24 protein-coding genes are annotated in these 25,027 nt (G+C 71.0%); 9 read left to right on the top strand and 15 right to left on the bottom strand.

Annotated features, from left to right (window positions below):
• Nucleotides 1-12: 12 nt before the first annotated feature.
• From ACFPUZ_RS06765 to gatC, 3 genes are all read right to left on the bottom strand, one after another.
• Entirely contained in the window at nucleotides 13-1,188 is a 1,176-nt protein-coding gene (locus ACFPUZ_RS06765; RefSeq protein ID WP_377001023.1) for a DUF1611 domain-containing protein, read from the bottom strand.
• Between the two features lie 190 nt (nucleotides 1,189-1,378).
• Nucleotides 1,379-2,866: an Asp-tRNA(Asn)/Glu-tRNA(Gln) amidotransferase subunit GatA gene (gatA, locus tag ACFPUZ_RS06760; protein ID WP_377001022.1), complete on the bottom strand. Its 1,488-nt coding sequence runs from the start codon at nucleotides 2,864-2,866 to the stop codon at nucleotides 1,379-1,381.
• Nucleotides 2,867-2,871: 5 nt separating this feature from the next.
• Nucleotides 2,872-3,168 (bottom strand): Asp-tRNA(Asn)/Glu-tRNA(Gln) amidotransferase subunit GatC, encoded by a 297-nt coding sequence (gatC, locus tag ACFPUZ_RS06755; protein WP_377001021.1) that lies wholly within the window; start codon nucleotides 3,166-3,168, stop codon nucleotides 2,872-2,874.
• 161 nt (nucleotides 3,169-3,329) lie between these two features.
• Here gatC and ACFPUZ_RS06750 point away from each other — a divergent pair, with 161 nt between their 5' ends.
• A complete protein-coding gene (locus ACFPUZ_RS06750; protein WP_377001020.1) occupies nucleotides 3,330-4,001 on the top strand; it encodes an ACT domain-containing protein in 672 nt (223 codons plus the stop codon).
• A 14-nt stretch (nucleotides 4,002-4,015) separates the two neighbouring features.
• Here ACFPUZ_RS06750 and ggt read toward each other — a convergent pair whose 3' ends face one another.
• Nucleotides 4,016-6,016, bottom strand: coding sequence for a gamma-glutamyltransferase (ggt, locus tag ACFPUZ_RS06745; protein WP_377001019.1), 2,001 nt, complete (start codon nucleotides 6,014-6,016; stop codon nucleotides 4,016-4,018).
• 86 nt (nucleotides 6,017-6,102) lie between these two features.
• On the opposite strand from ggt, the gene ACFPUZ_RS06740 reads away from it, so the two are divergent.
• The gene (locus ACFPUZ_RS06740; protein WP_377001018.1) at nucleotides 6,103-6,441 is read left to right on the top strand and encodes a hypothetical protein; all 339 of its coding nucleotides are present in this window, start codon (nucleotides 6,103-6,105) and stop codon (nucleotides 6,439-6,441) included.
• 11 nt (nucleotides 6,442-6,452) lie between these two features.
• Here ACFPUZ_RS06740 and ligA read toward each other — a convergent pair whose 3' ends face one another.
• Nucleotides 6,453-8,474: an NAD-dependent DNA ligase LigA gene (gene ligA / locus ACFPUZ_RS06735; RefSeq protein ID WP_377001214.1), complete on the bottom strand. Its 2,022-nt coding sequence runs from the start codon at nucleotides 8,472-8,474 to the stop codon at nucleotides 6,453-6,455.
• A gap of 142 nt (nucleotides 8,475-8,616) precedes the next feature.
• Between ligA and ACFPUZ_RS06730 the strand changes: the two genes are divergently transcribed.
• Nucleotides 8,617-9,288 (top strand): 3'-5' exonuclease, encoded by a 672-nt coding sequence (locus ACFPUZ_RS06730; RefSeq protein ID WP_377001017.1) that lies wholly within the window; start codon nucleotides 8,617-8,619, stop codon nucleotides 9,286-9,288.
• A gap of 9 nt (nucleotides 9,289-9,297) precedes the next feature.
• Here the strand turns inward: ACFPUZ_RS06730 and ACFPUZ_RS06725 are convergent, their stop codons facing one another.
• Complete coding sequence (locus tag ACFPUZ_RS06725) at nucleotides 9,298-10,176, bottom strand: SLAC1 family transporter (RefSeq protein WP_377001016.1); 879 nt, start codon at nucleotides 10,174-10,176, stop codon at nucleotides 9,298-9,300.
• Nucleotides 10,177-10,238: 62 nt separating this feature from the next.
• Between ACFPUZ_RS06725 and ACFPUZ_RS06720 the strand changes: the two genes are divergently transcribed.
• The 3 genes from ACFPUZ_RS06720 to ACFPUZ_RS06710 are packed head-to-tail and all read left to right on the top strand — an operon-like array spanning nucleotide 10,239 to nucleotide 12,294.
• A complete protein-coding gene (locus ACFPUZ_RS06720; protein ID WP_377001015.1) occupies nucleotides 10,239-10,997 on the top strand; it encodes an ABC transporter ATP-binding protein in 759 nt (252 codons plus the stop codon).
• The gene (locus tag ACFPUZ_RS06715) at nucleotides 10,994-11,728 is read left to right on the top strand and encodes an ABC transporter permease (RefSeq protein ID WP_377001014.1); all 735 of its coding nucleotides are present in this window, start codon (nucleotides 10,994-10,996) and stop codon (nucleotides 11,726-11,728) included. The genes ACFPUZ_RS06720 and ACFPUZ_RS06715 overlap by 4 nt, the downstream gene beginning before the upstream one ends.
• Entirely contained in the window at nucleotides 11,725-12,294 is a 570-nt protein-coding gene (locus ACFPUZ_RS06710) for a TetR/AcrR family transcriptional regulator (RefSeq protein ID WP_377001013.1), read from the top strand. Before ACFPUZ_RS06715 ends, ACFPUZ_RS06710 begins: the two co-directional genes overlap by 4 nt.
• Here the strand turns inward: ACFPUZ_RS06710 and ACFPUZ_RS06705 are convergent.
• Both ACFPUZ_RS06705 and mnmA read right to left on the bottom strand, forming a co-directional pair.
• The gene (locus tag ACFPUZ_RS06705) at nucleotides 12,291-13,283 is read right to left on the bottom strand and encodes a uroporphyrinogen decarboxylase/cobalamine-independent methonine synthase family protein (RefSeq protein ID WP_377001012.1); all 993 of its coding nucleotides are present in this window, start codon (nucleotides 13,281-13,283) and stop codon (nucleotides 12,291-12,293) included. The genes ACFPUZ_RS06710 and ACFPUZ_RS06705 overlap by 4 nt on opposite strands.
• Nucleotides 13,280-14,365: a tRNA 2-thiouridine(34) synthase MnmA gene (mnmA, locus tag ACFPUZ_RS06700; protein WP_377001011.1), complete on the bottom strand. Its 1,086-nt coding sequence runs from the start codon at nucleotides 14,363-14,365 to the stop codon at nucleotides 13,280-13,282. The genes ACFPUZ_RS06705 and mnmA overlap by 4 nt, the downstream gene beginning before the upstream one ends.
• A gap of 69 nt (nucleotides 14,366-14,434) precedes the next feature.
• Between mnmA and ACFPUZ_RS06695 the strand changes: the two genes are divergently transcribed.
• Nucleotides 14,435-14,725 carry a hypothetical protein gene (locus tag ACFPUZ_RS06695; protein WP_377001010.1) on the top strand — a complete coding sequence of 97 codons (291 nt, stop codon included), beginning with the start codon at nucleotides 14,435-14,437 and terminating at the stop codon, nucleotides 14,723-14,725.
• A 24-nt stretch (nucleotides 14,726-14,749) separates the two neighbouring features.
• Entirely contained in the window at nucleotides 14,750-15,637 is an 888-nt protein-coding gene (locus tag ACFPUZ_RS06690) for a spermidine synthase (protein ID WP_377001009.1), read from the top strand.
• A gap of 378 nt (nucleotides 15,638-16,015) precedes the next feature.
• On the opposite strand, the gene ACFPUZ_RS06685 is transcribed toward ACFPUZ_RS06690, so the two are convergent.
• From ACFPUZ_RS06685 to ACFPUZ_RS06655, 7 genes are all read right to left on the bottom strand, one after another.
• Entirely contained in the window at nucleotides 16,016-17,035 is a 1,020-nt protein-coding gene (locus tag ACFPUZ_RS06685) for a glycoside hydrolase family 25 protein (RefSeq protein WP_377001008.1), read from the bottom strand.
• Nucleotides 17,036-17,096: 61 nt separating this feature from the next.
• Nucleotides 17,097-18,221 (bottom strand): cysteine desulfurase family protein, encoded by a 1,125-nt coding sequence (locus ACFPUZ_RS06680; protein WP_377001007.1) that lies wholly within the window; start codon nucleotides 18,219-18,221, stop codon nucleotides 17,097-17,099.
• A complete protein-coding gene (locus tag ACFPUZ_RS06675) occupies nucleotides 18,222-19,172 on the bottom strand; it encodes an electron transfer flavoprotein subunit alpha/FixB family protein (RefSeq protein ID WP_377001006.1) in 951 nt (316 codons plus the stop codon).
• A gap of 30 nt (nucleotides 19,173-19,202) precedes the next feature.
• Nucleotides 19,203-20,000, bottom strand: coding sequence for an electron transfer flavoprotein subunit beta/FixA family protein (locus tag ACFPUZ_RS06670; protein WP_377001005.1), 798 nt, complete (start codon nucleotides 19,998-20,000; stop codon nucleotides 19,203-19,205).
• A 79-nt stretch (nucleotides 20,001-20,079) separates the two neighbouring features.
• On the bottom strand, nucleotides 20,080-21,231 hold the full coding sequence (locus tag ACFPUZ_RS06665) for a THUMP-like domain-containing protein (RefSeq protein WP_377001004.1): 1,152 nt from the start codon (nucleotides 21,229-21,231) through the stop codon (nucleotides 20,080-20,082).
• Complete coding sequence (locus tag ACFPUZ_RS06660; RefSeq protein ID WP_377001003.1) at nucleotides 21,231-22,046, bottom strand: NUDIX hydrolase; 816 nt, start codon at nucleotides 22,044-22,046, stop codon at nucleotides 21,231-21,233. Before ACFPUZ_RS06660 ends, ACFPUZ_RS06665 begins: the two co-directional genes overlap by 1 nt.
• Nucleotides 22,047-22,052: 6 nt before the next feature.
• Complete coding sequence (locus ACFPUZ_RS06655) at nucleotides 22,053-22,910, bottom strand: ABC transporter ATP-binding protein (protein ID WP_377001002.1); 858 nt, start codon at nucleotides 22,908-22,910, stop codon at nucleotides 22,053-22,055.
• Nucleotides 22,911-23,003: 93 nt separating this feature from the next.
• On the opposite strand from ACFPUZ_RS06655, the gene ACFPUZ_RS06650 reads away from it, so the two are divergent.
• Nucleotides 23,004-25,022 (top strand): maltotransferase domain-containing protein, encoded by a 2,019-nt coding sequence (locus ACFPUZ_RS06650; protein WP_377001001.1) that lies wholly within the window; start codon nucleotides 23,004-23,006, stop codon nucleotides 25,020-25,022.
• The last annotated feature ends 5 nt before the right edge of the window (nucleotides 25,023-25,027 follow it).

The raw sequence follows: 25,027 nt of genomic DNA, 5'->3' as shown, positions 1-25,027 counted from the left end.
ACCTACCAGGCCTCAGTGGGCGAGAGCGACCGCCCCGGCCCGCCGCGGATCCGTGAGCTCGTAGGACCCGACCACGGGCACCCCGAACTGGCCGAGCACCGCCCGCGCCTCCGCGGTGGCCAGCGGGGAACGGGTCATGATGCCGGAGGCGGCGGCTACGGGGAGCCCGGCGTCGAGAAGTTCGCTGACACCGGCCCGGGCGCCGAGCGCGTCGGAGGCGGCGAACACGACCGCATCCACGCTCTCCCGGAACACCGGGTCCCGCAGGAGCTGGGCGGTTTCGCGCTGGTAGATGCCGTCGGCGATCTCCACGATGATGGTGTCCACGCCGGTGTCGCTGAGCTCGGAGATCATGTTGAGCGTCAGGGCGCGGATCTCCTCGAAGGGGGTGCGGAAGGTGGTGGCGTAGCCGAAGTCCGTGAAGTCGAGGACGGCGTGCGCCCCGGCGTCGCGGTAGTGCATGCCGTCGTTGCCCGCGCCCGTGCCGGTGATCTTGCCGGCGCCCACGCGCTGCCCGCCGCGGCTCAGCCCGTTGACCAGGCAGGCGAGGACGGTGGACTTCCCGGCGTTCATGGACGTCCCCAGCACCGCGATGACGCGGGGGCGTTCCGCCCGCGGCGTCGCATCGAGCGGGTTGCGGTACGCGCCGTAGTTACGCACGTTGACCACCCCGTCGGTGGTGGCCAGCAGGCCGAGGGGCTCGATCTCCGTCGGGGAGTCGACCGCCCCGTGCACCTCGGTGACCACCCCGGCGACGCCGCCGGCGGCCACCAGATGGCAGTGGTCGAGGCTGTCGGGGACGTGCGCGAGGAAGAAGTCCGCGGCGTAGCGGTGCCCGTAGGCCAGCAGCACGAGGGAATCCTCGAAGAGTGTGGCCTTGCGGGACACGGCGGTCTCGATCTGCTTGTGGCTGCGGATCCGGGTGACCCTCGCGACGACGACATCCCCCACCTGCGGCGCCACATGCTCGCCCGCGGACAGGTGGAACGCCGCCCGGTCCGCCTCCAGCGCAGCCCCGACGAAGCGGGTGCTGTAGCAGGTGTGGACCCGCTCCGGCACGGGGAGACGGCGCAGCGGACCGCGTGCGGCCTCCGCACGGGACACCGCGATCTCGGCGACCGGAATAGCGGGTTTCCCGACCGCGTCACCCGGCGTGGCGGCGGTCGAGGAAGGGGTCAGGAGGGTCATGGCATAGCGGCCTTTCGTCACGAAACAACGGACCCCGGAGATCCGTGGATCGTCCCGGGGTGACGGCCGACCATATCCACCGAGAAAAGAAGAACACAGCAGCCGCTGAGAAAATCTATCATCAGCGGCTACTGTGTGGGAACACGGCGGGACAAATCGTTATCCGCCGTGGTCAGGGACCGGAAATTCCCTAGGGGCGACGCGCCTCGAAGGCCGCGCCGACGCGGTAGAGACGGTCGTCGGCGAAGGCCGGGGCCATGATCTGCAGCCCCACCGGGAGCCCGGTGTCCTCGGCGAAACCGGCCGGCACGGACATGCCGCACAGGCCCGCCAGGTTGAGCGGCAGGGTGCACAGGTCGAAGTTGTACATCTCGACCGGATCGGCGACCTTCTCCCCCAGCTGGAAAGCCGTGGTCGGGGTCGTCGGGGTGACCAGCACGTCGACCTGCTCGAAGGCCGCGGCGAAGTCCTGCGCGATGAGAGTGCGCACGCGCTGGGCCTGCAGGTAGTAGGCGTCGAAGTAGCCGACGGACAGGGCGTAGGTGCCCAGGATGATGCGGCGCTTGACCTCCGGGCCGAAGCCGGCGGCGCGGGTCAGGGCCATGACCTCGTCGGCGGAACGGGTGCCGTCGTCGCCGACGCGCAGGCCGTAACGCATGCCGTCGAGGCGCGCCAGGTTCGAGGAGACCTCACACGGCATGATCAGGTAGTACGCGGCGAGGGCGTCGTCGAAGTGGGGGCAGTCGACCTCGATGATCTCCGCGCCCTGCTCCTTGAGCTGCTCGAGCGATGCGCGGTAGTTGGCCAGCACGCCGGGCTGGAAGCCCTCGTCGCGGTTGAGCTGCTTGACCACGCCGACCTTGACGCCGCTCAGGTCACCGTCGGCGCCCGCGCGGGCCGCCTCGACGACGCTGGCCAGCTCGCGGTCGACGGTGGTGGCGTCGAAGGGGTCGTGGCCGGCGATGACCTCGTGCAGCAGCGCCGCATCGAGCACGGTGCGCGCGGTCGGGCCGGCCTGCTCCAGGGAGGAGGCCGCCGCGAGGAAGCCGTAGCGGGAGACCGTGCCGTAGGTGGGCTTGACGCCGACGGTGTTGGTCAGCGCGGCGGGCTGACGGATAGACCCGCCGGTGTCCGTGCCGATCGCCAGCGGGGCCTGACCGGCCGCGATGGCCGCCGCGGAACCGCCGCCGGAACCACCCGGGGTGCGGGTGAGATCGTAGGGGTTCTTCGTCGCGCCGAAGGCGGAGTTCTCCGTCGAGGAGCCCATGGCCATCTCGTCGAGGTTCGTCTTGCCCAGGATCGGGATGCCGGCCTCCCGCAGCTTGCGGGTGATGGTGGCGTCGTAGGGGCTCATCCAGCCCTCGAGGATCTTCGAGGCGCCGGTGGTCGGGGCGTCGGTGGTGACGATGACGTCCTTGAGGGCCAGCGGCACGCCGGCCAGCGGCGAGGCGGGGGCCTCCCCGGCGTCGAGACGCTTATCGACGTCGTCGGCCGCCGCCAGCGCCGCCTCCGCACCGACGTGCAGGAAGGCGTTGATGTCACCGTCGGTCTCGGCGATGCGGTCCAGGTGCGCCTGGACGACCTCGCGCGAGGTCACCTGACGGGAATGGATCAGCTCGGCCAGCTCGGCGGCGGACAGCGAGGTCAGTCCCTCTTCGGGAACGATGTAGGTGGTCATGTGGGTCACTCCTCGCCCAGAATCTGCGGAACCATGAAACGGCCGTCCTCAGCTGCCGGCGCCTGATCGAGGGCCTGCTCGGCGGTGAGGGTGGGCACGAGGACGTCGTCCCGCATGGCGGTGGCGATCGAGTGCGGATGACTCATCGGCTCCACCCCCTCGGTGTCCACCTGCTGGACGGCGGAGACGGCGCCGATGATCTCGTCGATCTGCTGGGCGAACTGCTGGAGCTCGTCCTCACTCAGGGCGAGACGGGACAACATGGCGAGGTGGGCGACCTCATCACGCGAAATGTCGGACACGGGGAGAACATCCTTTACGCATCGTTAAATGAACGTCGTCCATGCTACTGCAGGGCGCCATGGGAAACTTATCCGAGGTATCCGCACAGCCGGGACGTGATGTTATCTATGCTTGAAATCACTCCCGTGCAATATGTTTCCGAAAGGTCGGCTCAGCCCTCATGTCTTATCTCATCCGCGTCCTGCTCCCCGACACCCCGGGTAGCCTCGGACAACTCGCGGAGGCGATCGGGCTTGTCGACGGCAACATCGAGTCCGTCGACGTCGTCGAGGCCTTCTCCGACGGCACGGTCATGGACGACATCGTCGTCTCCCTGCCCAAGGGCGCGATGGCGGATTCCCTCATCACCGCCGCCGACACCATCCCCGGAGTCGAGGTCGACTCCATCCGCCCCTTCTCCGGGCGCGTCGACCGCCGCGGGCAGATCCAGATGCTCGCCGAGGTGGCGGCCCACTCCCGGAACATCCCCCGCGCCATGGAGGAACTGGTCACCGTCACCCCCCGCTCCATGACAGCCTCCTGGGCCATCGTCCTCGACGACAAGGCCTCCGACGAGGAGATCTCCCGCGTCGCCGCGTCCATGGCCGCCCCCGAGGATGACGGCTCCCACCCGACGGACATCGACATCAGCGTCGCCCGCATCCTCAACCCGGACACCGAGGACTGGATCCCCGAGTCCTGGGGGCTCCTCGATTCCTCCCTGGCCGCCACCCCGCTGGGGTCGACGGGCATGGTGCTGGTCGTGGGGCGCACCGGCGGCCCCGACTTCCTGGCCAGTGAGGTCGCGCACCTGGGGCAGCTCGGGCGCATCGTCGGGGCCATCCTCAGCTGAGGCGCGCCCGCTGCCTAGCCTCCCAGCACAATCCCCTCCCGGCGGGGGTCGGCGCCGCCGATGATGCCGCGTTCGGTGACCACCAGGGCGGAGAGTCCGCTGGACTGGTCGTCCTCGTTGACCTCGTGGCCGAGGTCCTGGAGCGCGGTGACCAGGTCGTCCGCGTCCGACAGGAGGGGGTGTTCCCCGCCGAGGCCGGTCTCCGGGGTGTTGCGGGCCCCGAAGTTCGGGGCGGAGACCGCCTGCTGCGGATTCATGTCCCAGTCGACGATGTTGATGAGCGTCTTGGTCACGTACTGGATGATGAGCGAGCCACCCGGGGATCCCAGCACCATCCGTAGGTCGCCGGGGGCCCCGTCATCGCCGCGCTCGAAGACGAGCAGCGGGGACATGGAGGAACGCGGGCGTTTGGCGGCCTCGACGCGGTTGGCCACGGGCTGCCCGTCCTCGCCGACGGGCTCCGTGGAGAAGTCGGTGAGCTGGTTGTTGAGCAGGAATCCCTGCGTCATGTGGAAGGAGCCGAATCCGGCCTCGATGCTGGTGGTGGCGGAGGCGGCGTTGCCCTCGGCGTCGATGACGCTGATGTGCGTGGTGCCCTGCTCCGGCAGGTCGGCGCCGCGGGCCATCGCGGGGACGAGTTCGCCCGGCTGGGCGGTGCCCATCGAGGTGGCGGGGTCGATGAGCGCTCCCCGTTCCGCGATGTAGCCGTCGGAGAGGAACGCCTCGACGCCGCCGGGGATGTCGGTGAAGGCGGGGTCGGCGATGTAGGCGTCGCGGTCGGCGTAGGCGAGGCGCTGGGCCTCTGCCACGAGGTGCACCGCCTCGGGGGCGGGCAGCGCGCCGTCGGGGCCGGCGTCGCGCGGGGCGTACCGGGCGAGGTCGTGGGCGTCGAGAAGCCGCAGTGTCTCGAGCACCGCGACGCCGCCTGAGGAGGACGGAGGCATGCCGCACACGAGGGTGTCGCGGTAGGGCGCGCACAGGGCCTCGTGGACGACGGGGGTGTATCCGGCCAGGTCAGCGGTGGTCATGAGCGAGGGCGTCATGCCTTCGGCGTCCGCGGCTGCGCTCTCGACGATGCCCTGCGCGATCTCGCCGGTGTAGAAGGCGTCGGGCCCCTCGCTCGCGAGCTTATCGACGACCCCCGCATAATCCGGGTTCTGCAGCATCGTCCCGGCCTCCTTGGCGTCCCCGTCCTCGTCGAGGAAATGGGCGCGGGCCTGCGGATCACGGGCGAGGTCCTCGGCGGCGGAGGCCACGGAGGCGGCCATGCGCGGGGAGATCTCGAAGCCCTCGGCGGCGAGGTCGCGGGCCGGAGTGAGGTTCTCCGCCCACGCGCGGGTGCCGTAGCGCTCGTGGACGGTTCCCAGGGCGGCGACCATGCCGGGTACGCCGATGGAGCGCCCGGAACGGCGCGCATCCGGGACCGGGGCGCTCTGGTCCTCGGCGGAAATGTGGCGCAGGTAGTTTTCGTCGGCGGCCAGAGGTGCGACCTCGCGGCCGTCGATGGCGATGGTCTCACCCGTGGCGGCGTCGTAGTAGAGGATGTATCCGCCGCCGCCGAGGCCGGAGGACTGCGGTTCGGTCAGGCCCAGGACGAACTGCGCGGTGACGACGGCATCGGCCGCGGAGCCACCCGCGAGCAGCACATCGCAGGCCGCCTGCGTGGCGACGGGATTGGCCGTGGCGACGGCGAAGTTCTGCGTCTCCACGGCCTGCATCCCGGCGCGGTAACCGGTGGCGATCTCGGGGTTGGTGGTGATGTCGCGGTCACTGCCTCCGGAGGTCTCCCCGGTCGCCTCCCCCGCCGGGGCCGCGTCGAATTCGCAGTTGCTGGAGGTGATGGTGGTGACCTCGCTGGCGGCATGCGCGGCGGAGGTGGTGGTTGTGGTGGTCGTAGTGGTCGGCGTCTCGGAAGTGGTCTCGGGGGCGTCCTCGGCGCAGGCGGTGAGGACGAGTGCCGCAGCTCCCAGCGCGGCCGTCACCCCCCGGGCGCGGGTGCGGAATAGGGGTTTCATACTCCCAATGTAATGCACATCACATAAATGCGGTAGCACGCGGGGCGGGGTAGCCTCGATATTGTTGCCGAAGAAAGGACTCCCCCGTGCGTACCCTCCTCTTCCTGGCTGCTGCTTTTCACGCCGCCCTCTTCGCCGTCCTGCTGCTGACCTCTCGCGTCGACGTCATGCTGCTTGCGGTTCTCGGGGTGCTCGCGGCTCTCGCGGTCGGCGGTGTGGTCCTCGTCCGCAACGGGCCTATCGCAACGGTGTGGGTGGCCACCGCGGCCGGCCTCATCGGCCTCCTCGGCTGGGGATCCTGGCTGGTGCTGTGGGCCCTGGACCCGAGCCGCAGCGACGGCGCCATCAACATCATCGGCGTCCTGTTGCCGCCGATAGCGGGCCTGGTCTACCTGGTGGCGGCCCTCCTGCCGACGAGACGGTGACCTGGGACCACCTACACCTCGCCGGTCTCCAGCAGGCGCACGAACCCGGCCTCGTCGAGGATGGGCAGCCCCAGCTCCCGGGCCTTCGTCTCCTTGGAACCGGCATTCTCGCCGACGACCACATAGGAGGTCTTCTTCGACACCGAGCCGGAGGCCTTCCCGCCGCGGGAGAGGATGGCCTCCTTCGCCCCGTCGCGGGTGAAGCCCTCCAGCGAGCCGGTGACCACGATGGTCAGGCCCTCGAGGGTCTGCTCGGCCCGGTCGTCGCCGGACTCCTCCATCGTCACCCCGGCGGCGGCCCACTTCTCCACGAGCTCCCGGTGCCAGTCCACCTCGAACCAGTTCTTGAAGGACTCGGCGATGATGAGGCCGACGCCGTCGGTCTCGGCGATGTGCTCGACGGGGGCGTCGATAAGCGCGGGCAGGGAGCGGTAGCGGCCGGCCAGGGCGCGGGCGGCGGTGGGGCCGACGTGCCGGATCGACAGCGCGACGAGAACGCGCCACAGGTCGGTGTGCCGGGCAGTGGCGAGGTTGGCCAGCAGTTTCTCGCCGGAGGCGTTCACCTTGCCGGCCTTGGTGGTGTAGACCTGGGATGCCGCGAGGTCGGCGGCGCTGAGATCGAAAAGCCCGGATTCGTCCTGCAGGATCCCGGTCCGGATGAGGTCCTGGGCCCCCTTCTCCCCCAGCGCCTCGATGTCGAAGGCGCCGCGCCCGGCGAGGTAGGTGAGGCGGGAGGAGAGCTGCGCCGGGCAGGAGCGGGTGTTGGGGCAGCGCCAGTCGGCGTCGCCCTCCTTCTGCGGCGCCAGCCGCGTGCCGCAGGAGGGGCACAACGTGGGGAAGAGGAATTCGCGCTCGCTGCCGTCGCGCTTCTCGACGACCGGGCCCAGCACCTCCGGGATGATCTCCCCGGCCTTGCGGATGACCACGGTGTCACCGATGAGCACGCCCTTGCGCTTGACCTCGGTCTGGTTGTGCAGGGTGGCCATGGACACGGTCGAGCCGGCGACGAACACGGGCTCCATGATGGCGAAGGGGGTGACGCGCCCGGTGCGGCCGACGCCGACCTGGATGTCGACGAGCGTGGTGGTGACCTCCTCCGGCGGGTACTTGAAGGCGATCGCCCAGCGCGGCGCGCGGGAGGTGGCGCCGAGGGCGCGCTGCTCCGCGTAGGAGTCGACCTTGATCACCAGACCGTCCATCTCGTGGGCGGCGTCGTGGCGGTGCTCGGCCCAGTGGCGGACCTTGGCCACCACCTCGTCCGCCGAATGGACCTGGGCGGTATAAGGGCTGACGGGCAGACCCCAGGCCGCGAGAGCCGCATAGGCCTCGTGCTGGGTGGCGGGGGAGAAACCCTCGCGCGCGCCGATGCCGTGGGCGATCATCCGCAGGCGGCGCTTGCGCACGTCATCCGGGTTCTTCTGCCGCAGGGAGCCGGCGGCGGCGTTGCGGGGGTTGGCGAAGGGTTTGCCTCCCTCGGCCTGGCGTAACTCATTGACCTCGGCGAAGTCCTCGAGGGCGATGAACACCTCGCCGCGGACCTCCAGGAGCGCGGGGATGTCGGTGCCGCTGAGCTCGTGCGGGATGTCCCCGATGACCCGCGCATTCGCGGTGACGTCCTCGCCGACGCGCCCGTCCCCGCGGGTGGCGGCGCGTTCCAGCACGCCGTCGCGGTAAACGAGGGAGAGCGACAGTCCGTCGATCTTCAGCTCGGTGAGGTAGGTCTCCGACGGCGTGCGGGCGAGCCAGTCGCGCAGCTCGTCTTCGTCGAAGACGTTGTCGAGGCTCATCATGCGCTCGAGGTGCGCGACGTTGTCGAAGGTGGATCCGGCCAGCGCGGGGGCGCCGACCTCCATGGTGGGGCTGTCCGGGACGGCCAGCTCCGGGTGCTCCTCCTCCAGCTGCTGGAGCTGCCGGAAGAGCGCGTCGAAGTCGGCGTCGGGGATCTCCGGCTGTTCGTTGTAGTAGAGGTCGCGGTGGCGGCGGACCTCCTCGGCCAGGTCGTTCCACTGGCGACGCAGATCCGGGTCAATCACAGGCTCAGAAACAGGCTCAGTCACCGGGCCGATTCTAGCCCTGCTGTGCGGGCGCGTCCGGATCCGCGCCGGAACCGGGGCCCACCAGGTGTTTCCCCGGCGCGAGTGAGTCATGTCAGGTGGGCGGTCTAGGGTGTTAGCCATGACCGGATTTGATGCCGCCCGCATGCTCTCCTTCGACCTCGAGACCACCTCCCGCTTCCCGCAGGAGGCACGCATCGTCACCTCGGCGCTCGTGCGGATCGACGGCCGCCAGGTCGACGCCGTCGAGCACCTGGCGGACCCGGGGGTGGAGATTCCCGCGGAGGCCGCGCGCATCCACGGCATCACCACGGAGAAGGCCCGCGCGGAGGGGCGCCCGCATGATGAGGTGCTCGCCGACACCGTGGCCGCCATCCAGCAGGCCTGGGCGGACGGGCTCACCCTCGTGGTGTACAACGCCTGCTATGACCTCACCGTGTTGCGCCAGCTCACCGGCGATTTCGTGGTCACCGGGCCGGTGTTCGACCCCTACGTGGTCGACCGGGTGAAGGACCCCTACCGCCGCGGCAAGCGCAACCTCGGCGCCATGTCCGCGCATTACGGGGTCGAATTGAGCAACGCCCACGAGGCCACCTCCGATGCGCTCGCCGCCGCGCGGATCGCCTGGAAGCAGGCCCGGCAGTGGCCCGAGCTGACGCGGATGGACGTGGGCGAGCTCATGGAGTTCCAGGCCGTGGGCCACCACGATCGGCAGGTGGAGCTGGCGAAGTACCTGCAGGGGCAGGGCAAGGACGCCTCCGACGTCAGCACCGCCTGGCCGATGCAGGGCTAAGAGGTAGGGCTAGCGGGTGGCGAAGCGGGCCACGCACAACACCCAGTGCACGAGCAGCAGCCCGAGGAAAGCCGCGCTCAGCTGCGGCCAGCCGAGGGCGGCGGCACCCAGCGACAGGGTGCCGGCCGGGAAGGTCGAGCCCCACCAGGCCGGGACGTAGTCCGCCCAGCGGCGCACGGCGCGACCCCAGAAGTGACCCGCGGCAAAGAGCAGCAGGGGGATGCCCACCGCGAAGGCGGTGAGGCCGAAGGTGCGGGCGAGGGGGGCGTCGAGAAGCAGGTGGGCCGCGGCGGTGGCCTGGCCGATGATGCCCAACGGAATCCAGGCGGTGCCGGCGAAGGCGGCGGGGAGGCGGGGGCGGGCGGCGAAGACGCGGATGAACACGGGCACGCCGGTGAGCAGGCTGAGGAGGAAGCAGCCCAGCGCCACGGCCTCGACAGGCGGCCCCCAGGGCTCCGGGAGCAGTGACGCGAGTTGCCCGCCGGAGGTGGCGGCGACCATGGGGGCGACGGGTCCGAGCCCCCAGAGGAAGGTGGGGGCGCCGGTGAAACGCCGCATCTGCCACAGGCACGTGACCACCCCGAGCGGCATGCCGACCAGCCAGGCGAGCAGCTGCGGGGCGACGTTGCCGGTGGCGGTGGTCCAGGCGGTGCCCAGCGCCATGATCCCCATCGACACCATGCCCCAGGGGGCCATGAACTTCTGTCCGAAGCCGGGGTTGCGGTGGCGCAGCCAGCCGAGGAGGAAGGTGAGCAGCAGCGCGGTGGCCACGACCAGGAGGGCACGCCCGGGCCAGACGAGCCCGTGCGCGAGCGAGAGGGTCGCCGCGATGGAGGTGCCCATGAGGGAACCGGCCCAGGCGGGGCCGGCGGGTGGTCGAGTGCTCATTTCGCCCCATGCTATCCCCGCCCCCTGTTGACAGCGCGGCGGGGTGGGTGTGTACTGGAGCCATGCCCCATTCAACAGCTGTTGAATCCCGTGACCTGCGGGTGAGCCTCGGCTCCCGACGCCGCCGCGTCGAGGTGCTGCAGGGGCTCGACCTGCACATTGCCACCGGATCCATCACCGGACTCTTCGGCCCCTCCGGCTGCGGCAAGACAACCCTCATGCGCTGCATCGCCGGACTCCAACACCACAGCGGCGATCTGCGCGTCCTCGACTCCCCCGCCGGCAGCCCGGCGCTACGCGGGCGGCTCGGTTACGTCACCCAGTCCCCCAGCCTCTACCCCGAGCTCAGCATCGATGAGAACCTCGCCTACTTCGCCCGGCTGGCCGGCGGACGGGTGGATCCCGGGCTCCTGGACACCCTCGGCCTGGCGGCGGTCCACGAGAACCGGGTCGCCGACCTCTCCGGCGGCCAACGCGGCCGGGCCTCCCTCGGCGCCGCCCTGGTCGGCGACCCCGAGCTGCTCATCATGGACGAACCCACCGTCGGCCTCGACCCCGTCATCCGCGCCCAACTGTGGGAGACCTTCCGCGGCCTCGCCGCCGCCGGGCGCACGCTGCTCGTCTCCAGCCACGTCATGGAGGAGGCCGGGCACTGCGACCACCTCATCCTCCTGCGCGCCGGCCGCCTCCTGTGGGAGGGCGCCCCCGCCGATCTGCTCGCGGGCACCGGCACGCGCAGCTACGAGGACGCTTTCCTCGCCATCATCGAGCAGCATGAGCACCCCGAGCACCCTGAGCACCAAGAGCGGAGCCCCCGATGAACCCCTCCCTGCTGTTGTCCACCACCGCCCGCGTCCTGCGGCAGCTGCGCGCCGATCCCCGCTCCCTGGCGATGCTGCTCGTCGTGCCCCCGCTGCTGCTCACCCTCTTCTACTTCATCTACGAGGGCAACCCGCGGCTGTTCTCCTTCGTCGCGGTGGTGATGACGGTCATCCTGCCGATGTCGCTGATGTTCATCGTCTCCTCGGTGACCATGCAGCGCGAACGCGCCAACGGCACCCTCGAGCGCCTGTGGACGACGCGCCTGCACCGCGGGGACCTCATCGGCGGCTACGCGCTGGCGTTCGGGCTGCTGGCGGTGGTGCAGTCGGTCATCCTCGTCACGGTCATGGTCGTCTTCATGGACGTGCAGACCGAGGCCCCCGGCTGGGCGATCACGCTCATCGCGGGGATCACCGGGGTGACGGGGCTGTCGCTGGGCCTGCTCGGCTCCGCCTTCGCCCGCTCGGAATTCCAGGCGGTGCAGCTCATGCCGGTGCTCATCATCCCGCAGATCCTCCTGTGCGGGCTGCTCATCCCCCGCGACGGACTCCCCGACGTGCTGCGGTGGATCTCCCACGCCATGCCTCTGTCCTACGCCGTCGACGCCGTCACGGCGGCGGCCCGCTCGGGCGTCGAGGCCGCCGTCGCCCGCGACGCCGCCACCTGCCTCGCCTTCGCGCTCGGATTCCTCGCCGTGGCCGCCACCACCATGCCCCGGAGAACCCGATGAGCGACAACCCGGCCTCGCGCCAGCGGATCCTCACCGCCGCCCGCACCCTCTTCGCGCTCCACGGCTTCAACGGCACGACCCTGCGCGCCGTGGCCGCGGAGGCCGGCTGCGATGTGGCGCTCATCCCCCACTACTTCGGCAACAAGCAGGGGCTTTTCGACGCCGCGACGGACCTCCCCCTCCCTCCCGAGGCCCTGCTCGCCCCGCTTCGCGACGCCCCCCTCGAGCGTCTCGGCTCCGCCGTCGCCCGGACCTTCGTCCACGCCTGGGACACCCCGGAGGGTGCGGGCATGCTCGCCCAGCTGCGCTCGGTCCTCGACGACACCCCCGACCGGATGCTGCCGCTCATCGATTCCGCCATCTGGCGCCACGTCCGCGCCCGCCTGGCGGACGAAGGGGTGGACGAGCCGGAGCTCCGCGTCGAACTGGCCCTGTCCTGCCTCATCGGGGCGGTGACGATGCGCAAGTTCCTCCCCGCCCCGCGGATGTCCGCGGTGGCGAGCGCGCAGCTGGTGGGCATCCTGGGACCGGTACTCCAGCACCACCTCACCGGCGACCTGGGTTAGAGATCGCCGGCGTCCGTGCGCAGCATGTGGTCGACGACGCGGGCCATGGCGTAGGCGCCGGCGGCGTCGAGAAGCGGCCCGGTGGGGAACCCGGCGCGGGGATGGATGTCGACCCGCTCGCTGAGCCACTGCGGATCGAGGCCGAGCTGCTCCCAGAAGCGCGCCACGGCCACCGCCCGTTCGCGGGGGCGTTGCCGCAGCTCATCGACCACATCCCCCGGCCCGGTGACCCCGAGGCCGAGGCGCACGCCCGCGCTGACGGTGTGGCCGAGACCGTCGAAGTGGGCGGTCCCCTGCACCTGGTCGAGGGTCACCAGCACGGTATCGGCTCCGCTGCTGCGGGCCACCTCCCACAGCGGCGCGTAGCCGGTCTGGTTGAGCAGGACCCGCTCGACGTCGAGACCCGCGACCACTCCGGCGAGCCTGTCGCCGAGGTCCTTCGGGTGGACCGGACGGATGGGGTTGAAGCGGGTGACGCCCGGCAGGCCGGCGGCGATGTCGGGCAGCAGGGGTTCGTCGAGCTGGACGATGACGTCCGCGGCGAAGCGGCGCGCCAGTTCCGCCGCGTGGGCGTTGACGCCTGCGACGAGGGCCTCGCTGAGATCGCGCAGCGCCCCGGAATCGGTGATGACGCGATGCCCGCTGGCCAGCTCAATCGAGGCCGCCAGGGTCCACGGTCCGGTGACCTGCACCTTCAGTTCCGGCACGCGGGTGCCCCACGCCTCCTCCAGGGTGTCGAGATCGCGCTCGAGCAGATCCCGGGTGCGGCGGGTGAGCAGCTGCGGGCGATCCGTCATGATCCACGAGCGCGGCCCGCGGTCGACGCTCACGGCCTCCAGGAGCGCGGCGGTGCGGCCCACCCCGTCGGCGCCGAGGCCGCGGGCGGGCAGGTCGGGGACGTGCGGGAGGTCGCCGGTCTCGGAGAGGACGACGTCGGCGGCGTCGAGAAGCGAGGTGCCCGGCAGGGGGCCGAGGCCGTAGGCGGTCACAGTGACTCCGTTCCGCAGATCGTGCCCGAGCCGAGCACGACATCGCCCTGCCCGTCCGGGTCCGGCAGGTAGAGCACGGCGGCCTGCCCACGGGCCACACCCTGCAACGGCTCGGCCAGCGTGAGCGTCATGGCATCGCCCGTGACGACCGCGCGGCAGGCCACCACCCCGCCGTGGGCGCGGACCTGCACGTGCGCGTCGAACTCCCCCGTCATGTCCGGGTGCAGCACCTTGAGGCGGTCGGCGTGGATGACCCCGACGGACAGCGCCGCGCGGGGTCCGACGGTGACGGTGCCGGTACCGGCGTCGATGTCCGTGACATAGCGGGGGCGGCCGTCGGCGGCGGGGTCGCGCAGGTCCAGCCCCTTGCGCTGGCCGATGGTGAAGTTCCAGGCACCGTCGTGCGCGCGCAACTCCCGGCCAGAGGTGTCGACCACCATCCCGGGGCGCAACCCGATCCGCGCGCCCAGGAACGCCTGGGTGTTGCCGTCCGGGATGAAGCAGATGTCATAGGAGTCGGGCTTCTTCGCCACCGAGAAACCGTGGCGGGCGGCCTCCGCGCGGATCTCCGGCTTCTCCGTGTCCCCCACCGGGAACAGGCAGCGGTCGAGCTCGGCGCGGGTGAGCACGCCGAGGACATAGGACTGGTCCTTCGCGGGATCGACACTGCGGCGCAGGTGACCGGAATCGTCGATGAGCGCGTAATGGCCGGTGGCCACGGCGTCGAAACCGAGCGCCACGGCGCGGTCGAGCAGCGCGGCGAACTTGATCTTCTCGTTGCAGCGCAGGCAGGGGTTGGGGGTCTCGCCCCGCGCGTAGGAATCGACGAAATCATCGATGACATCCGCCTGGAAGCGATCCGAGAAATCCCACACATAGAAGGGGATGCCCAAGGCGTCGCACACCCGACGCGCATCGGCCGAATCCTCCAGCGAGCAGCAGCCGCGGGAGGACTCACGCACCGTCTGCGGGTCACGCGACAGCGCCAGGTGGACCCCGACGACGTCATGGCCCGCCTCCACCATCCGCGCGGCGGCGACCGCCGAATCGACGCCGCCACTCATCGCTGCCAGTACGCGCATGTGTCCTCCCTCTCTCAGAGGTGCAGCGTAATCGCCCGCGCGGCTATTCCCGAAACTAGGCTGGCCCCCATGAACGCTTTTCGACGCCTCCTGCCCGCCGTCCTGGTTGCCGCCCTCACCGTCGCCCCCACCGCGCACGCCCAGGACTTCGTGCACACGCCGCACAGCGTCTTCGGCGACGATGTCGGTTCCAGCGGCTTCAAGCTGACCGAGGAGCACGCCGCCTGGGTCGGGTTCCTGCGCGCGCGGGAGGCGGCGGTGGGGACCCTCGAGGCCGTCAACTGCTCCACCCTCGATCCGCTGCGCGCCTCCTCCTGCTACGCCTTCGATGCGCTGGGGGCGGTCATCGTCCGCCTCTGACCCCAGCGGCTACCATGTCCAGACATGGCCCGATCACGCAGGACACCCCAGAGCACCACCGCCGCCGCACCCGGCACCTACGAGATCTCCACCGGCACCGCCGAACTCGTCCCCGACACGTTTCTGCCGGACGCCTGGACCCTCATGATCAACGGGGTGCCCAGCTCCCACGTGCAGATCGGCCGCCCGGACGTCCTCGAATTCGAGTACATGCGCTGGATCGCCGCCATCGTCGAGCAGCAGACAGCGGCCCGTTTCGATCCCGCCACACTCCGGGTGACGCACCTCGGCGGCGCGGCCTGCTCCCTGGCCCGCTACTTCGCCCACCTGTGGCCGCAGTCCCGCCACACGGTCGTGGAACTCGACGCCAAGCTCGCCGGCTACGTCCGCGACTGGTTCGACATCCCGCGCGCCCCGACGGTGAAGATCCGCGTCGGCGAGGCTGGCGAGGTCACCCGGGGTTTCTACCCCTGCAGCCGGGAGATCATCATCCGCGATGTCTTCTCCGGCAACCGCACCCCCCTCGACCTGACGACCCCGGAGTTCTTCCGCGCCGTCCACTCCGCCCTCACCCCGGGCGGGTTGTACGTGTCCAACTGCGGCGACTACTCCAGCCTGCTGGGTTCGAAGACGGAGTTGGCGGGCATGACGCAGGTGTTCCGGCATGTCGCGGTCATCGCCGATCCCCCGATGCTCAAGGGGCGTCGTTACGGCAACATGATCCTCATCGGCTCCGACACCGAGCTGCCCGCCGAGGGGTCCCGCGAGGCTGCCCAGCTGGCCCGGGTGCTGCTCGGCGGGGCCGTGCCCGCCCAGTACAAGGACGAGCGCTGGACCCGCGCGCTTATCGACGCCACCCCGCCCCGCACCCTCTCCGACCCCGCCCCCGGCCCCGACCTCCCGCCGGGCTGACGTCGGTTCCGCGTTTCCCCAGGACGCAGCTGTTCCCGATCGTTGAGGTCAGCCCGGCGGGCGGGCCGGCCGGAGCACCAGCGGCACGATCGTGCCGGACCCAAGAGGAGTGGGCATGACACCGGAGGACAGCGGAACAGCTGCGCGCACGCGACGAGAGGAACCCGGCCTGCGACAGCGCGACCTCTTCGCTGTCTGCGAGGTGTCCGAACGGCTCTTCAGGGACATCGAAACGGGGCAATCCTAGCCTCCGGCTAGACACTCTGCTCCGGGTCCTCGATGTCCTCAATGTCCTCGGGTACCGGGTGGCACTCACCCAATCTGACGCCCTCCGTCCGGGGACCCGCCCATGATCACCCCCCGCGCGGGTGTGGTCGCTCAGCCAGCGTTCGCCAGGAGAATGAGCAGGTCGCCGATGCTGTAGTCGGGGTTGTCCACCATGACCTGCAGGTCCTCAACGGGCAGCTGGCCGGTGGCCATGAGCTCCCCGACGCGGCCGCTGATCTCGTTGACCAGCACGGGTTCGATGCCCAGCTGCGCGGCGGCCTGCTCGAGGGCACCCGGCGGGAGGATCCCGCTCTGGGCGGCGAGGATGAGACCGGCCAGCGCGGCGTTGTCCCCGCCGAGGGTTTCGAGGATCTCGTGGTCCGGCGCCACCAGCGGGCCGGTGGTGCCGAGGTCGACGGCGCGTCCGGCGACGAAGTCACCGAGCTGGGCCTCCGTGCCATTGAAGAGGTTGAGGTCCACGTGTCCCTCGATACCGGGGACGCGCCCGGTGTCGGAGCGCTGCCAGAAGGTCAGGGCGTCCCAGCCGCCGACGGGGTCGGGGCGCTGGTTCTGGTAGGCCGCCAGCCACAGCGGGAACTGGGAGAACTCCCGGGTGTCAGCGAGGTGCTCGCGCCAGAAGTAGCGGTAGGTGTACACCATGGGGGTCCGGCCGGTGAGGCGCTGCGTCTCGTCGAGGAAGTCACGGACCCAGGCCTGCAGCTGCGCCGGGTCGCGGTCCTCGGCGACCTCGATGTCGAGAACCGGGGGCAGCGAATGCTGGGGGGCCGTGGCCAGGGTGGCTGCGTAGTGGGCCGCCTGGCGGCGGGCGTCCCCGGCGGGGCGCGCGTAGTGGTAGGTACCCACGAGGAGGCCGGCCTGGTGCGCGGCCTGCACGTCCTCGAGGTAGTGCTGGTTCACCCAGCCCTCCCCCTCGGTGGCCTTGACGAAGGCGAACTTCTGCCCGGAGGCGGCGACCTCGGGCCAGCGGATGGCCCCGGCGTCGCGCTGGTGCCCGGAGACGTCGACGCCGGAGGGCGCGGTCGAGGAGAACGCGGCGGCCGGGGAGGCCACGAGGGTGCAGGCCAGTGCGGTGGCCGTGAGCAGGGAGCTGAGGCGGGTGAGGGCACGCATGGCTCTCAACATAACCCACCAGACCCCACCCGTCACATCATTCACACAAATAACATGCGCCTCAGCCGGCCATGCCCGCGAGCCGCGCCCGCGCCACCGTCTCCTCGATGATCGCCAGCACCGCGTCGACGTCCTCCTCCGTCGACGTCCGCCCCAGCGTGAAACGCACGGCCCCGCGGGTGTCCGCCTCACTCACCCCCATGGCCAGCAGCACGTGGCTGGCCCGGTTGACCCCGCTCGCGCAGGCGGAACCGGTGGAGGCCTCGATGCCGGCGGTGTCGAGCAACATGATGAGGCTGTCGCCCTCCGCCCCCGGGAAGGAAACGTGGAGGTGCCCCGCCAGCGCGGGGCCGCGGGTGTGCACGAGGACGTCGTCCACCCGGGCGAGGATGCCCTCCCGGAGCCGCTCACGCAGGCCGGCCAGACGGGTCTCCTCGGCGGCCATCTCGGCGACGGCCTCCTGCAGCGCCGCCGCCGTCGCGGCCGCGGTGGCCACGTCCAGGGTCCCCGGGCGGATCCCGCGCTCCTGTCCCCCGCCGTGCAGGACCGGGGCGGGGGCCGGGGAACGGCGCGCCAGCAGCAGCCCGCCGCTGCGCGGCCCGCCGAACTTGTGGGCGCTGGCTGCCAAGGTGGTGGCTCCCAATCCCCGGAAGGAGACGGGCCGGTGGCCGACGACCTGGACGGCGTCGATGTGCACCGGGGTGCCCGCCGCTTCCGCCCGCGCCACGATGTCCTCCACCGGCTGCAGTATTCCGGTCTCGTTGTTCGCCCACATGCACGTGGCCAGGGCGGCCGGCGCGTCCAGCGCCGCGAGGCCGGTGACGCGCCCCTCCGTGACCGGCAGCCACTCGATCTCCGCCCCCAGTGCCTTCAGGGCCTTGAGTGGCTCGAGCACCGCGGGGTGCTCCACCGGGGAGGCCACGACGCGCCCGCCCCCGGCGGCGCGGTACAGGCCGGTCACCGCGAGGTTGTCGGCCTCGGTGCCGGAGGCGGTGAAGATGACCTCGACCGGGTCGGCGTCGAGAAGCGTCGCGATGAGCTCCCGGGCGTCGTCGAGCACGCGGCGCGCCGCGCGGCCGGAGGCGTACTGACCCCCCGGGTTGAGCATCCCGGCGTGCTCCACCCAGGCGTCGACGGGCACCTGCCGCATGGGCGAGGTGGCCGCGTGGTCGAGGAAGTGACGCACTTACTTCCGGGCGTTGATCTCGGCGATGAGCGCGGGGACGACCTCGAAGAGGTCACCTACGACACCGAGGTCGGCGATCTGGAAGAGGGGGGCGTCCTCGTCGTTGTTGACCACCACGATCTTCTTCGCGGTCTGCATGCCGGAGGTGTGCTGGATGGCGCCGGAGACGCCGAGCCCGATGTAGAGGTCCGGGGAGACGGTGACACCGGTCTGGCCGATCTGGTACGCGCCGTCGTAGTAGTCGAGGTCGACGATGTCGCGGGTGACGCCGACGGCCCCGCCGAGGGCGTCCGCCAGCTCCTCGGCCAGGGCCATGCCCTCGCGGGAGCCGATCCCGCGCCCGGCGGCGACGACCACCGAGGCCGCCGCCAGCTCCGGGCGGTCGCCGCGCACGGCCGGGGTGAAGCCGGTGACGGTGACGTCCTTGGCGGTGGCGGCGGGCAGCGCCAACGCGCTCAGGGTGCCGGCGGCGGCGACCGGGGCGGCCTCGACCGCACCGGGGCGCACGGTGTAGATCGGGCAGGCCCCGCCGACGGCGGCGGAGACCTGCAGCTGGTCGCCGAAGACGGACTGCGCCGCGGTGCGGTCGGCGTTGATGCCCACGACATCGCAGAGCACGCCGGAGGCCAGGCGGGCGGCGAGGCGACCGGCGATCTCGTTGCCGGTGGCGTCGGCGAGCAGGACGATCGGGCCCGGGGTGGTGGCGGCGAGGGTCTGCAGGGCGTCGACCTGCGGCAGGATGAGGCGCTCAGCGACATCGGCACCCTCGGCGGCGACGACGGCCGCGGCACCCGCCGCAGCCAGGGCCGGGGCCAGCGCCGCGGCGACACCGGGGGCGCCGACGACCACGGCGGTGACCTCGCCCAGCGGGCGGGCGGCCGTGATGAGCTCGTTGGTGACGGGGGCTACCTGGGAACCGTCGTGCTCGACCAGGACGTAGACAGTGGACATGCTCATGCTCCTATTACGGGGTCGAGGGGGTCAGAGGAACTTCTCGTCGGCCAGGTACGCGGCCACATGGGCGGCGGCGGCCGCCCCGTCCGCGCCGCCGATGACGTCACCGGCGGTACGCGCGGGGCGGGCCGTGGCGGCGGTGACCGCGGTGGCGGAATGCGCGAGGCCCACCTGGGCGGCGTCGACGCCGACGGCGGCGATGTCGAGGACGGTGATCTCGTGCTTCTTCGCCGCCATGAGCCCCTTGAAGTTGGGGAAGCGCGGCTTGGGCGCCTTGTCGGTGACCGAGATGATCGCCGGCAGCTGCGCGGAGAGCTCGTGGCGGCCGGCGGCGCTCTCGCGCACGGCGGTGATCGTCTGGCCGTCGAGCGCCACGGAGCGCACGCCGGTCAGGGCCGGGAGCAGGCGGTACTCGGCGAGCATGCCGGGCAGTGCGCCCATGGCGCCGTCGGAGGAGGCGTTGCCGGCGACGATGAGCGCGACATCCTCGACCGTATTGATCGCGTTGCTCAGCGCCCAGGTGGTGCCCAGCAGGTCGGAGCCGGCGAGTGCCTCGTCACGCAGGTGGATGGCGTCGTCCGCGCCCATGGCCAGGGCCTTGCGCAGGGCCTCGTCTGCCCCGTCCGGGCCCATGGTGAGGGCGATGACGCGGTAGCCGGCCTCGGGGTGGTCGTCCCGCAGCTGCAGGGCCTGCTCCATGGCGAACTCGTTGATCTCGTCGATGACGGAGTCGACGTTGACGCGGTCCAGGGTGTGGTCGGCCTCGAGGGCCTTCCGGGACCAGGTGTCCGGAACATGCTTGACGAGTACCACGATCGCGGGCATCGGCAGTCACCTTTCTACGGGGTGGGGGAAGTCTGCAGAGAGTCTACGCTAGGCCCACCCCCCGCAACCAAGGCCACCCTTAGTTTTTATGCTCGCGAGGGCCGCACACGATCGCCACCCCCTGCGTGCCGATTCGCGTGCACACCACCGCCCCGGCACGTGTGCCCCGCAGCCGCAGCTTCTTGCGCAGTGCATCCGGGTCGACGTCGACACCCCGCACGAGGATCTCCAGCGAGCCGATGTCCCGCCCGGCCAGCGCGGCCTTGAGCTTCTTCAGCGGGACGATCTCCTCGATGGGGAAACCGCTGCGGCCGGCGGGGATGGTGTCGCCCGTGAGGTAGGCGATGCGCTCGTCGAGCATCCACAGCCCCTCCCGCGCCGCGTAGTGCCGCACGAGCCCGGCGCGCACCACCGCGCCGTCGGGGTCGATGAGGTAGCGCCCCGGGTCGCCGGCGCCGACCTCGTCGGGCAGCGCGTCGCTGAGCCGGTCGACGTGTCCTCCGGTGATGATGAGCGCCTCGCGCCGCGTCCCCTCGCTCAGCCCCGGGGTGTACAGGCACGCCTCCTTGACGCCGCCGTCGACGGACACGAGGCTCACCAGCCCCTCCCACTCGGAGAAGTCCAGGCCGGGGGCGCATTTCACGGCGAGTTCGGTGCCGCACCAGGCGTCGAGAAGCTCCGGCAGCGGCGGCAGCAGCTGGTCCGGGTGGGTGATGCGCCGCCCGCCGGCCCGGCGCGCCGGATCGGCGATCACGGCGTCGACTCCCCTGCTCACCGGCCGCGTGGCGTCGGCGCGCACCAGCCACGCACCGGGGCCGAGGTTGTGCCGCGCCATCGCCAGGCGCACGGGGTCGAGGTCGCTGCCCAGGTAGGCACCGCTTATCGACGCCCCCTCCGTCCCCACCGAACACGTCACATCGTGGACGAGGGCGTCCCCGCCGAGCACGCGGCGCAGGCGGGCGGCGCGTTGCGCGGCCACCACCTGCGGGGTCGCCTGCTGGGCGGCGTCGAGATCCGTCACCCAGTCGGCGGGGAACTTGCCGTTGGCCCCCGCGGAACGGCGCGCCTGGGCCAGTTCCGCGACCGCCCGGCCGAAGTCGCCGAAGCGGGCGCGCAGGGCCGCGGCGTCCTCCAGCAGGCTGGCGCGGCTGAAGGTGAGGTCAGCGGTGGCGGCCGCGATGTCGTCGGTGTGGGCCGCGAGAAACGCGACCTCCTCGTGGGTGAAGGCCATCAGAACTCGGGCCGGATCCGGTCGACCCAGGCGGTGGTGAAGTACTCCGCGAAGCGGGGATCGTCGACGGGGTCGCCGACCACGGGGGTGAGGTCGGCGGCGTCGGCCCCCGCCAGGGCTTCGGCGGCGGTGGGGAACTGCGCGAGGAAGCTCAGTTGCGCCCACGTCGGGATGGCGAGGCGGACGAGGCCGTGCCGCCAGCCGTCGAGAAGCAGATGCGGAGGGAACCAGCCGGCGTCATCGGCCTCGGAGGTGTCGCCGTCCGGGGACTGGCCGCGCGGGGCGACCGCGACGAAGGAGACGGTGTCGAACCAGTGCAGGTCCTTCCAGCCCCCCACCCAGCGGGCCCAGGGGCGCGCCAGGTCGGAGCAGACGCGCAGGTCACGGCGGGTGAGCATGTCCGTGAGGGAGATCCGGTGGGAGATGAGGTCGACGCGGTCCTGGTGATAGGGGGTGACGTCGGTGATGGGGCGACCATCGCCGTGGACGGCCAGCAGCGTGCCCGTCTCCTCGAAGAGCTCGCGCACCCCGGCGAAGACCACCGCGTGGGTCTGCTCGGGGCTCAGGCCCAGCCGCCCGGCGAGCGCCTCGACGGGCTCCCCCGTCCACTGGTCATCGGTGTCCCACGTGCCGGAGGGGAAATCCCGGTGGTCGACGCCGCCGCCGGGAAAGACGGTCATGCCGGGGTAGTTGCGCATGGTGGAGACCCGCTCCTGCGCCCACACCTGCAGTCCCTGCTCGGAATCCCGGACGAGGATGATGGTGGTGGACAGGCGGGCCTGCTGATAGCCGGTGGGCGCGTTGCGTTGGGTCACGTCCGCTCACCCCCGGGGCGCGCGGTGCGCCGGACGGCGCCGGGAACGGCGGGCGAAGTAGCGCTCACCGATCCGCGAGACCTCGATGGGCTGATGGAAGGCCCGCGAGAGGTTCTCGCTGGTGAGCACGGTGTTGATGAGGCCCTGGGCGACCACCTCGCCGTCGTCGAGAAGCATGGCGTGGGTGAAGCCGAAGGGGATCTCCTCCACGTGGTGGGTGATCATGACGATGGCCGGGGCGTCCGGATCCATCGCCAGATCCCCGAGGTAGCCGACGAGGTCCTCGCGGCCCCCGAGATCCATGCCCGCGCCCGGCTCGTCGAGGATGAGCAGCTCCGGGTTGGTCATGAGCGCGCGCGCCACGAGCACCCGCTTGCGCTCGCCCTCGGAGAGCGTGCCCCACGTGCGGTCCTGCAGGTGATAGGCGCCGACCTGGTCGAGGATCTCGTTGGCCTGCTCGAAATCGATCTCCTCGTACTCCTCCCGCCACCGGCCCAGCACGGCGTAGCCGGCCGAGACGACCAGGTCCCCCACCTTCTCGTCCGGCGGGATGCGGTTACCCAGCGCCGAGGAGGACACGCCGATGGAGGCGCGCAGATCGCGCATGTCGGTGCGGCCCAGCTGCTCGCCCATGACGAAGGCGCGTCCCGTGCTGGGGAACTCCTCCGCCGCGGCCATCCGGATGAGGGTGGTCTTGCCGGCGCCGTTGGGGCCGATGATCACCCACCGCTCATCCAGTTCCACCTGCCAGGTGACAGGGCCGACGAGGTTACGTCCCCCGCGTTTGAAGGTCACGTCACGGAAATCGACGAGGAGGTCCTCGGAGGAGGCGGAATCGGCATGGAAGTCAGTCACATCCCCCATTGTGGCCGATTTTGTGCGTCCCCTGTGGAACTGACACAGCTGGACTAGGCTCGACTGAGTAGTTCCAACCCCTCAATGTGGAAGGTGAAACACATGACCGGTCGACTCGGAATCGATGACGTCCGCCCCCAGATCACCGGGCGGCTGTACCCCGCCAAGGCAGTGGTGGGGGAGGTCATCCCCGTCACCGCGCTGGCCTGGCGGGAGGGCCACGACGCCATCGCGGCGACCCTCAACGTCACCCCACCCGAGGGCGCGAGTGTCGCCATCCACATGACCACCGACCCGCACAACCAGGACCGCGTCCACGGCGTGTTCGTCCCGGATGCGCCCGGCCTGTGGACCTTCCGCGTCGACGCCTGGTCCGATGTCTTCGCCACCTGGCGCAATGCCGTGAACAAGAAGATGGACGCCGGTCAGTCCGCCGCCGAGCTGGCCAATGACCTCGCCCACGGCGCGGACCTCTTCGACAAGGCCGCCGAGTCCGCCCCGGACTCCGTGTCCGGCGTGCTGGTCGACGCCGCGGCGGCGCTGCGCAACGAGGACCTCAGCCTGGAGAAGCGCGTGGAGATCGGCCTGTCCGAGGTCGTCACCGCCGTGTTGCACCGCCACCCCCTGCGCGAGCTGCTCACCCAGGGCCCCGTGTGCGAGGTCCTCGTCGAGCGGCGCGGCGCCCTGGTCAACTCCTGGTACGAGCTCTTCCCGCGCTCCACCGGAGGCTGGGACCAGTACGGCCAGCCCGTCCACGGCACCTTCGACACCACCGCCGCGGCCCTCGAGCGGGTCGCCGCGATGGGCTTCGACACCGTCTACTTCCCCCCGATCCACCCCATCGGCGCGATCAACCGCAAGGGCCGCAACAACACGCTCACCCCCGAGCCGGGCGACGTCGGTTCCCCGTGGGCCATCGGCGCGCTGGAGGGCGGCCACGACACCGTCCACCCGGACCTGGGCACCGAGGAGGATTTCGTGGCCCTCCTCGAGCGCGCGGAGGAGCTCGGCCTGGAGATCGCCCTCGACCTCGCCCTGCAGGCCGCCCCGGACCACCCCTGGGCCACCGAGCACCGGGACTTCTTCACCGTCCTCGCCGACGACACCATCGCCTACGCGGAGAACCCCCCGAAGAAGTACCAGGACATCTACCCCATCAACTTCGACAACAACCCCTCCGCGGTGTACGACGAGATCTACCGCGTCGTCATGCACTGGGTCGACCTTGGCGTGCGCACCTTCCGCGTGGACAACCCGCACACCAAGCCGGCCAACTTCTGGGAGTGGCTGATCAGCAAGGTGCACGAGACCGACCCGGACGTCATCTTCCTCGCCGAGGCCTTCACCCGCGCCCCGCGCCTCTACGGCCTGGCCAAGCTCGGCTTCTCGCAGTCCTACACCTACTTCACGTGGAAGACCTCGAAGGAGGAGCTCACGCAGTTCGCCTCCGAGATCCGCGACGCCGCCGACTACTCGCGCCCCAACCTCTTCGTCAACACCCCGGACATCCTCCACGAGTCCCTCCAGGTCGGCGGGCGGGCGATGTTCGCGGTGCGCGCGGCGCTGGCCGCCACCCTCTCCCCACTGTGGGGCGTGTACTCCGGCTACGAGCTCTTCGAGTACCAGCCCGTCGCCCCGGGCTCCGAGGAGTACCTCGACTCCGAGAAGTACGAGCTGCGCCCCCGTGATTTCGCCGGCGCCCTGTCCACCGGGGATTCCCTGGAGCCCTACCTCACGCTGCTCAACCACGTCCGCCGGGAGAACCCGGCGCTGCAGCAGCTGCGCAACCTCCACTTCCATGAGGTGGACAACGACCAGCTCCTCGCCTACTCCAAGGTCGACCCGGTCACCGGCAACGTCGTCCTCGTGGTGGTCAACCTGGACACCTACAACACCCAGGCCGGCACCGTGCACCTCGACCTGGCGGCGCTCGGGCAGCACCCGGGGGCCACCTTCCCGGTCCACGACGCCGTCACCGGCGCCACCTGGACCTGGGGCGGGCACAACTACGTCCAACTCACCCCGGAGGTCGACGTCGCCCACATCCTCATCCTGCCGACCGTGCCCACCGATCAGCGCGAATCCCTCGCGTGGCGCGACGTCGCAGACTACCGCGCCTGACCACC

The organism is Corynebacterium nasicanis (assembly GCF_042658165.1).
Classification (GTDB): domain Bacteria; phylum Actinomycetota; class Actinomycetes; order Mycobacteriales; family Mycobacteriaceae; genus Corynebacterium; species Corynebacterium nasicanis.
This window is presented reverse-complemented; position numbering and strand designations above follow the sequence as displayed.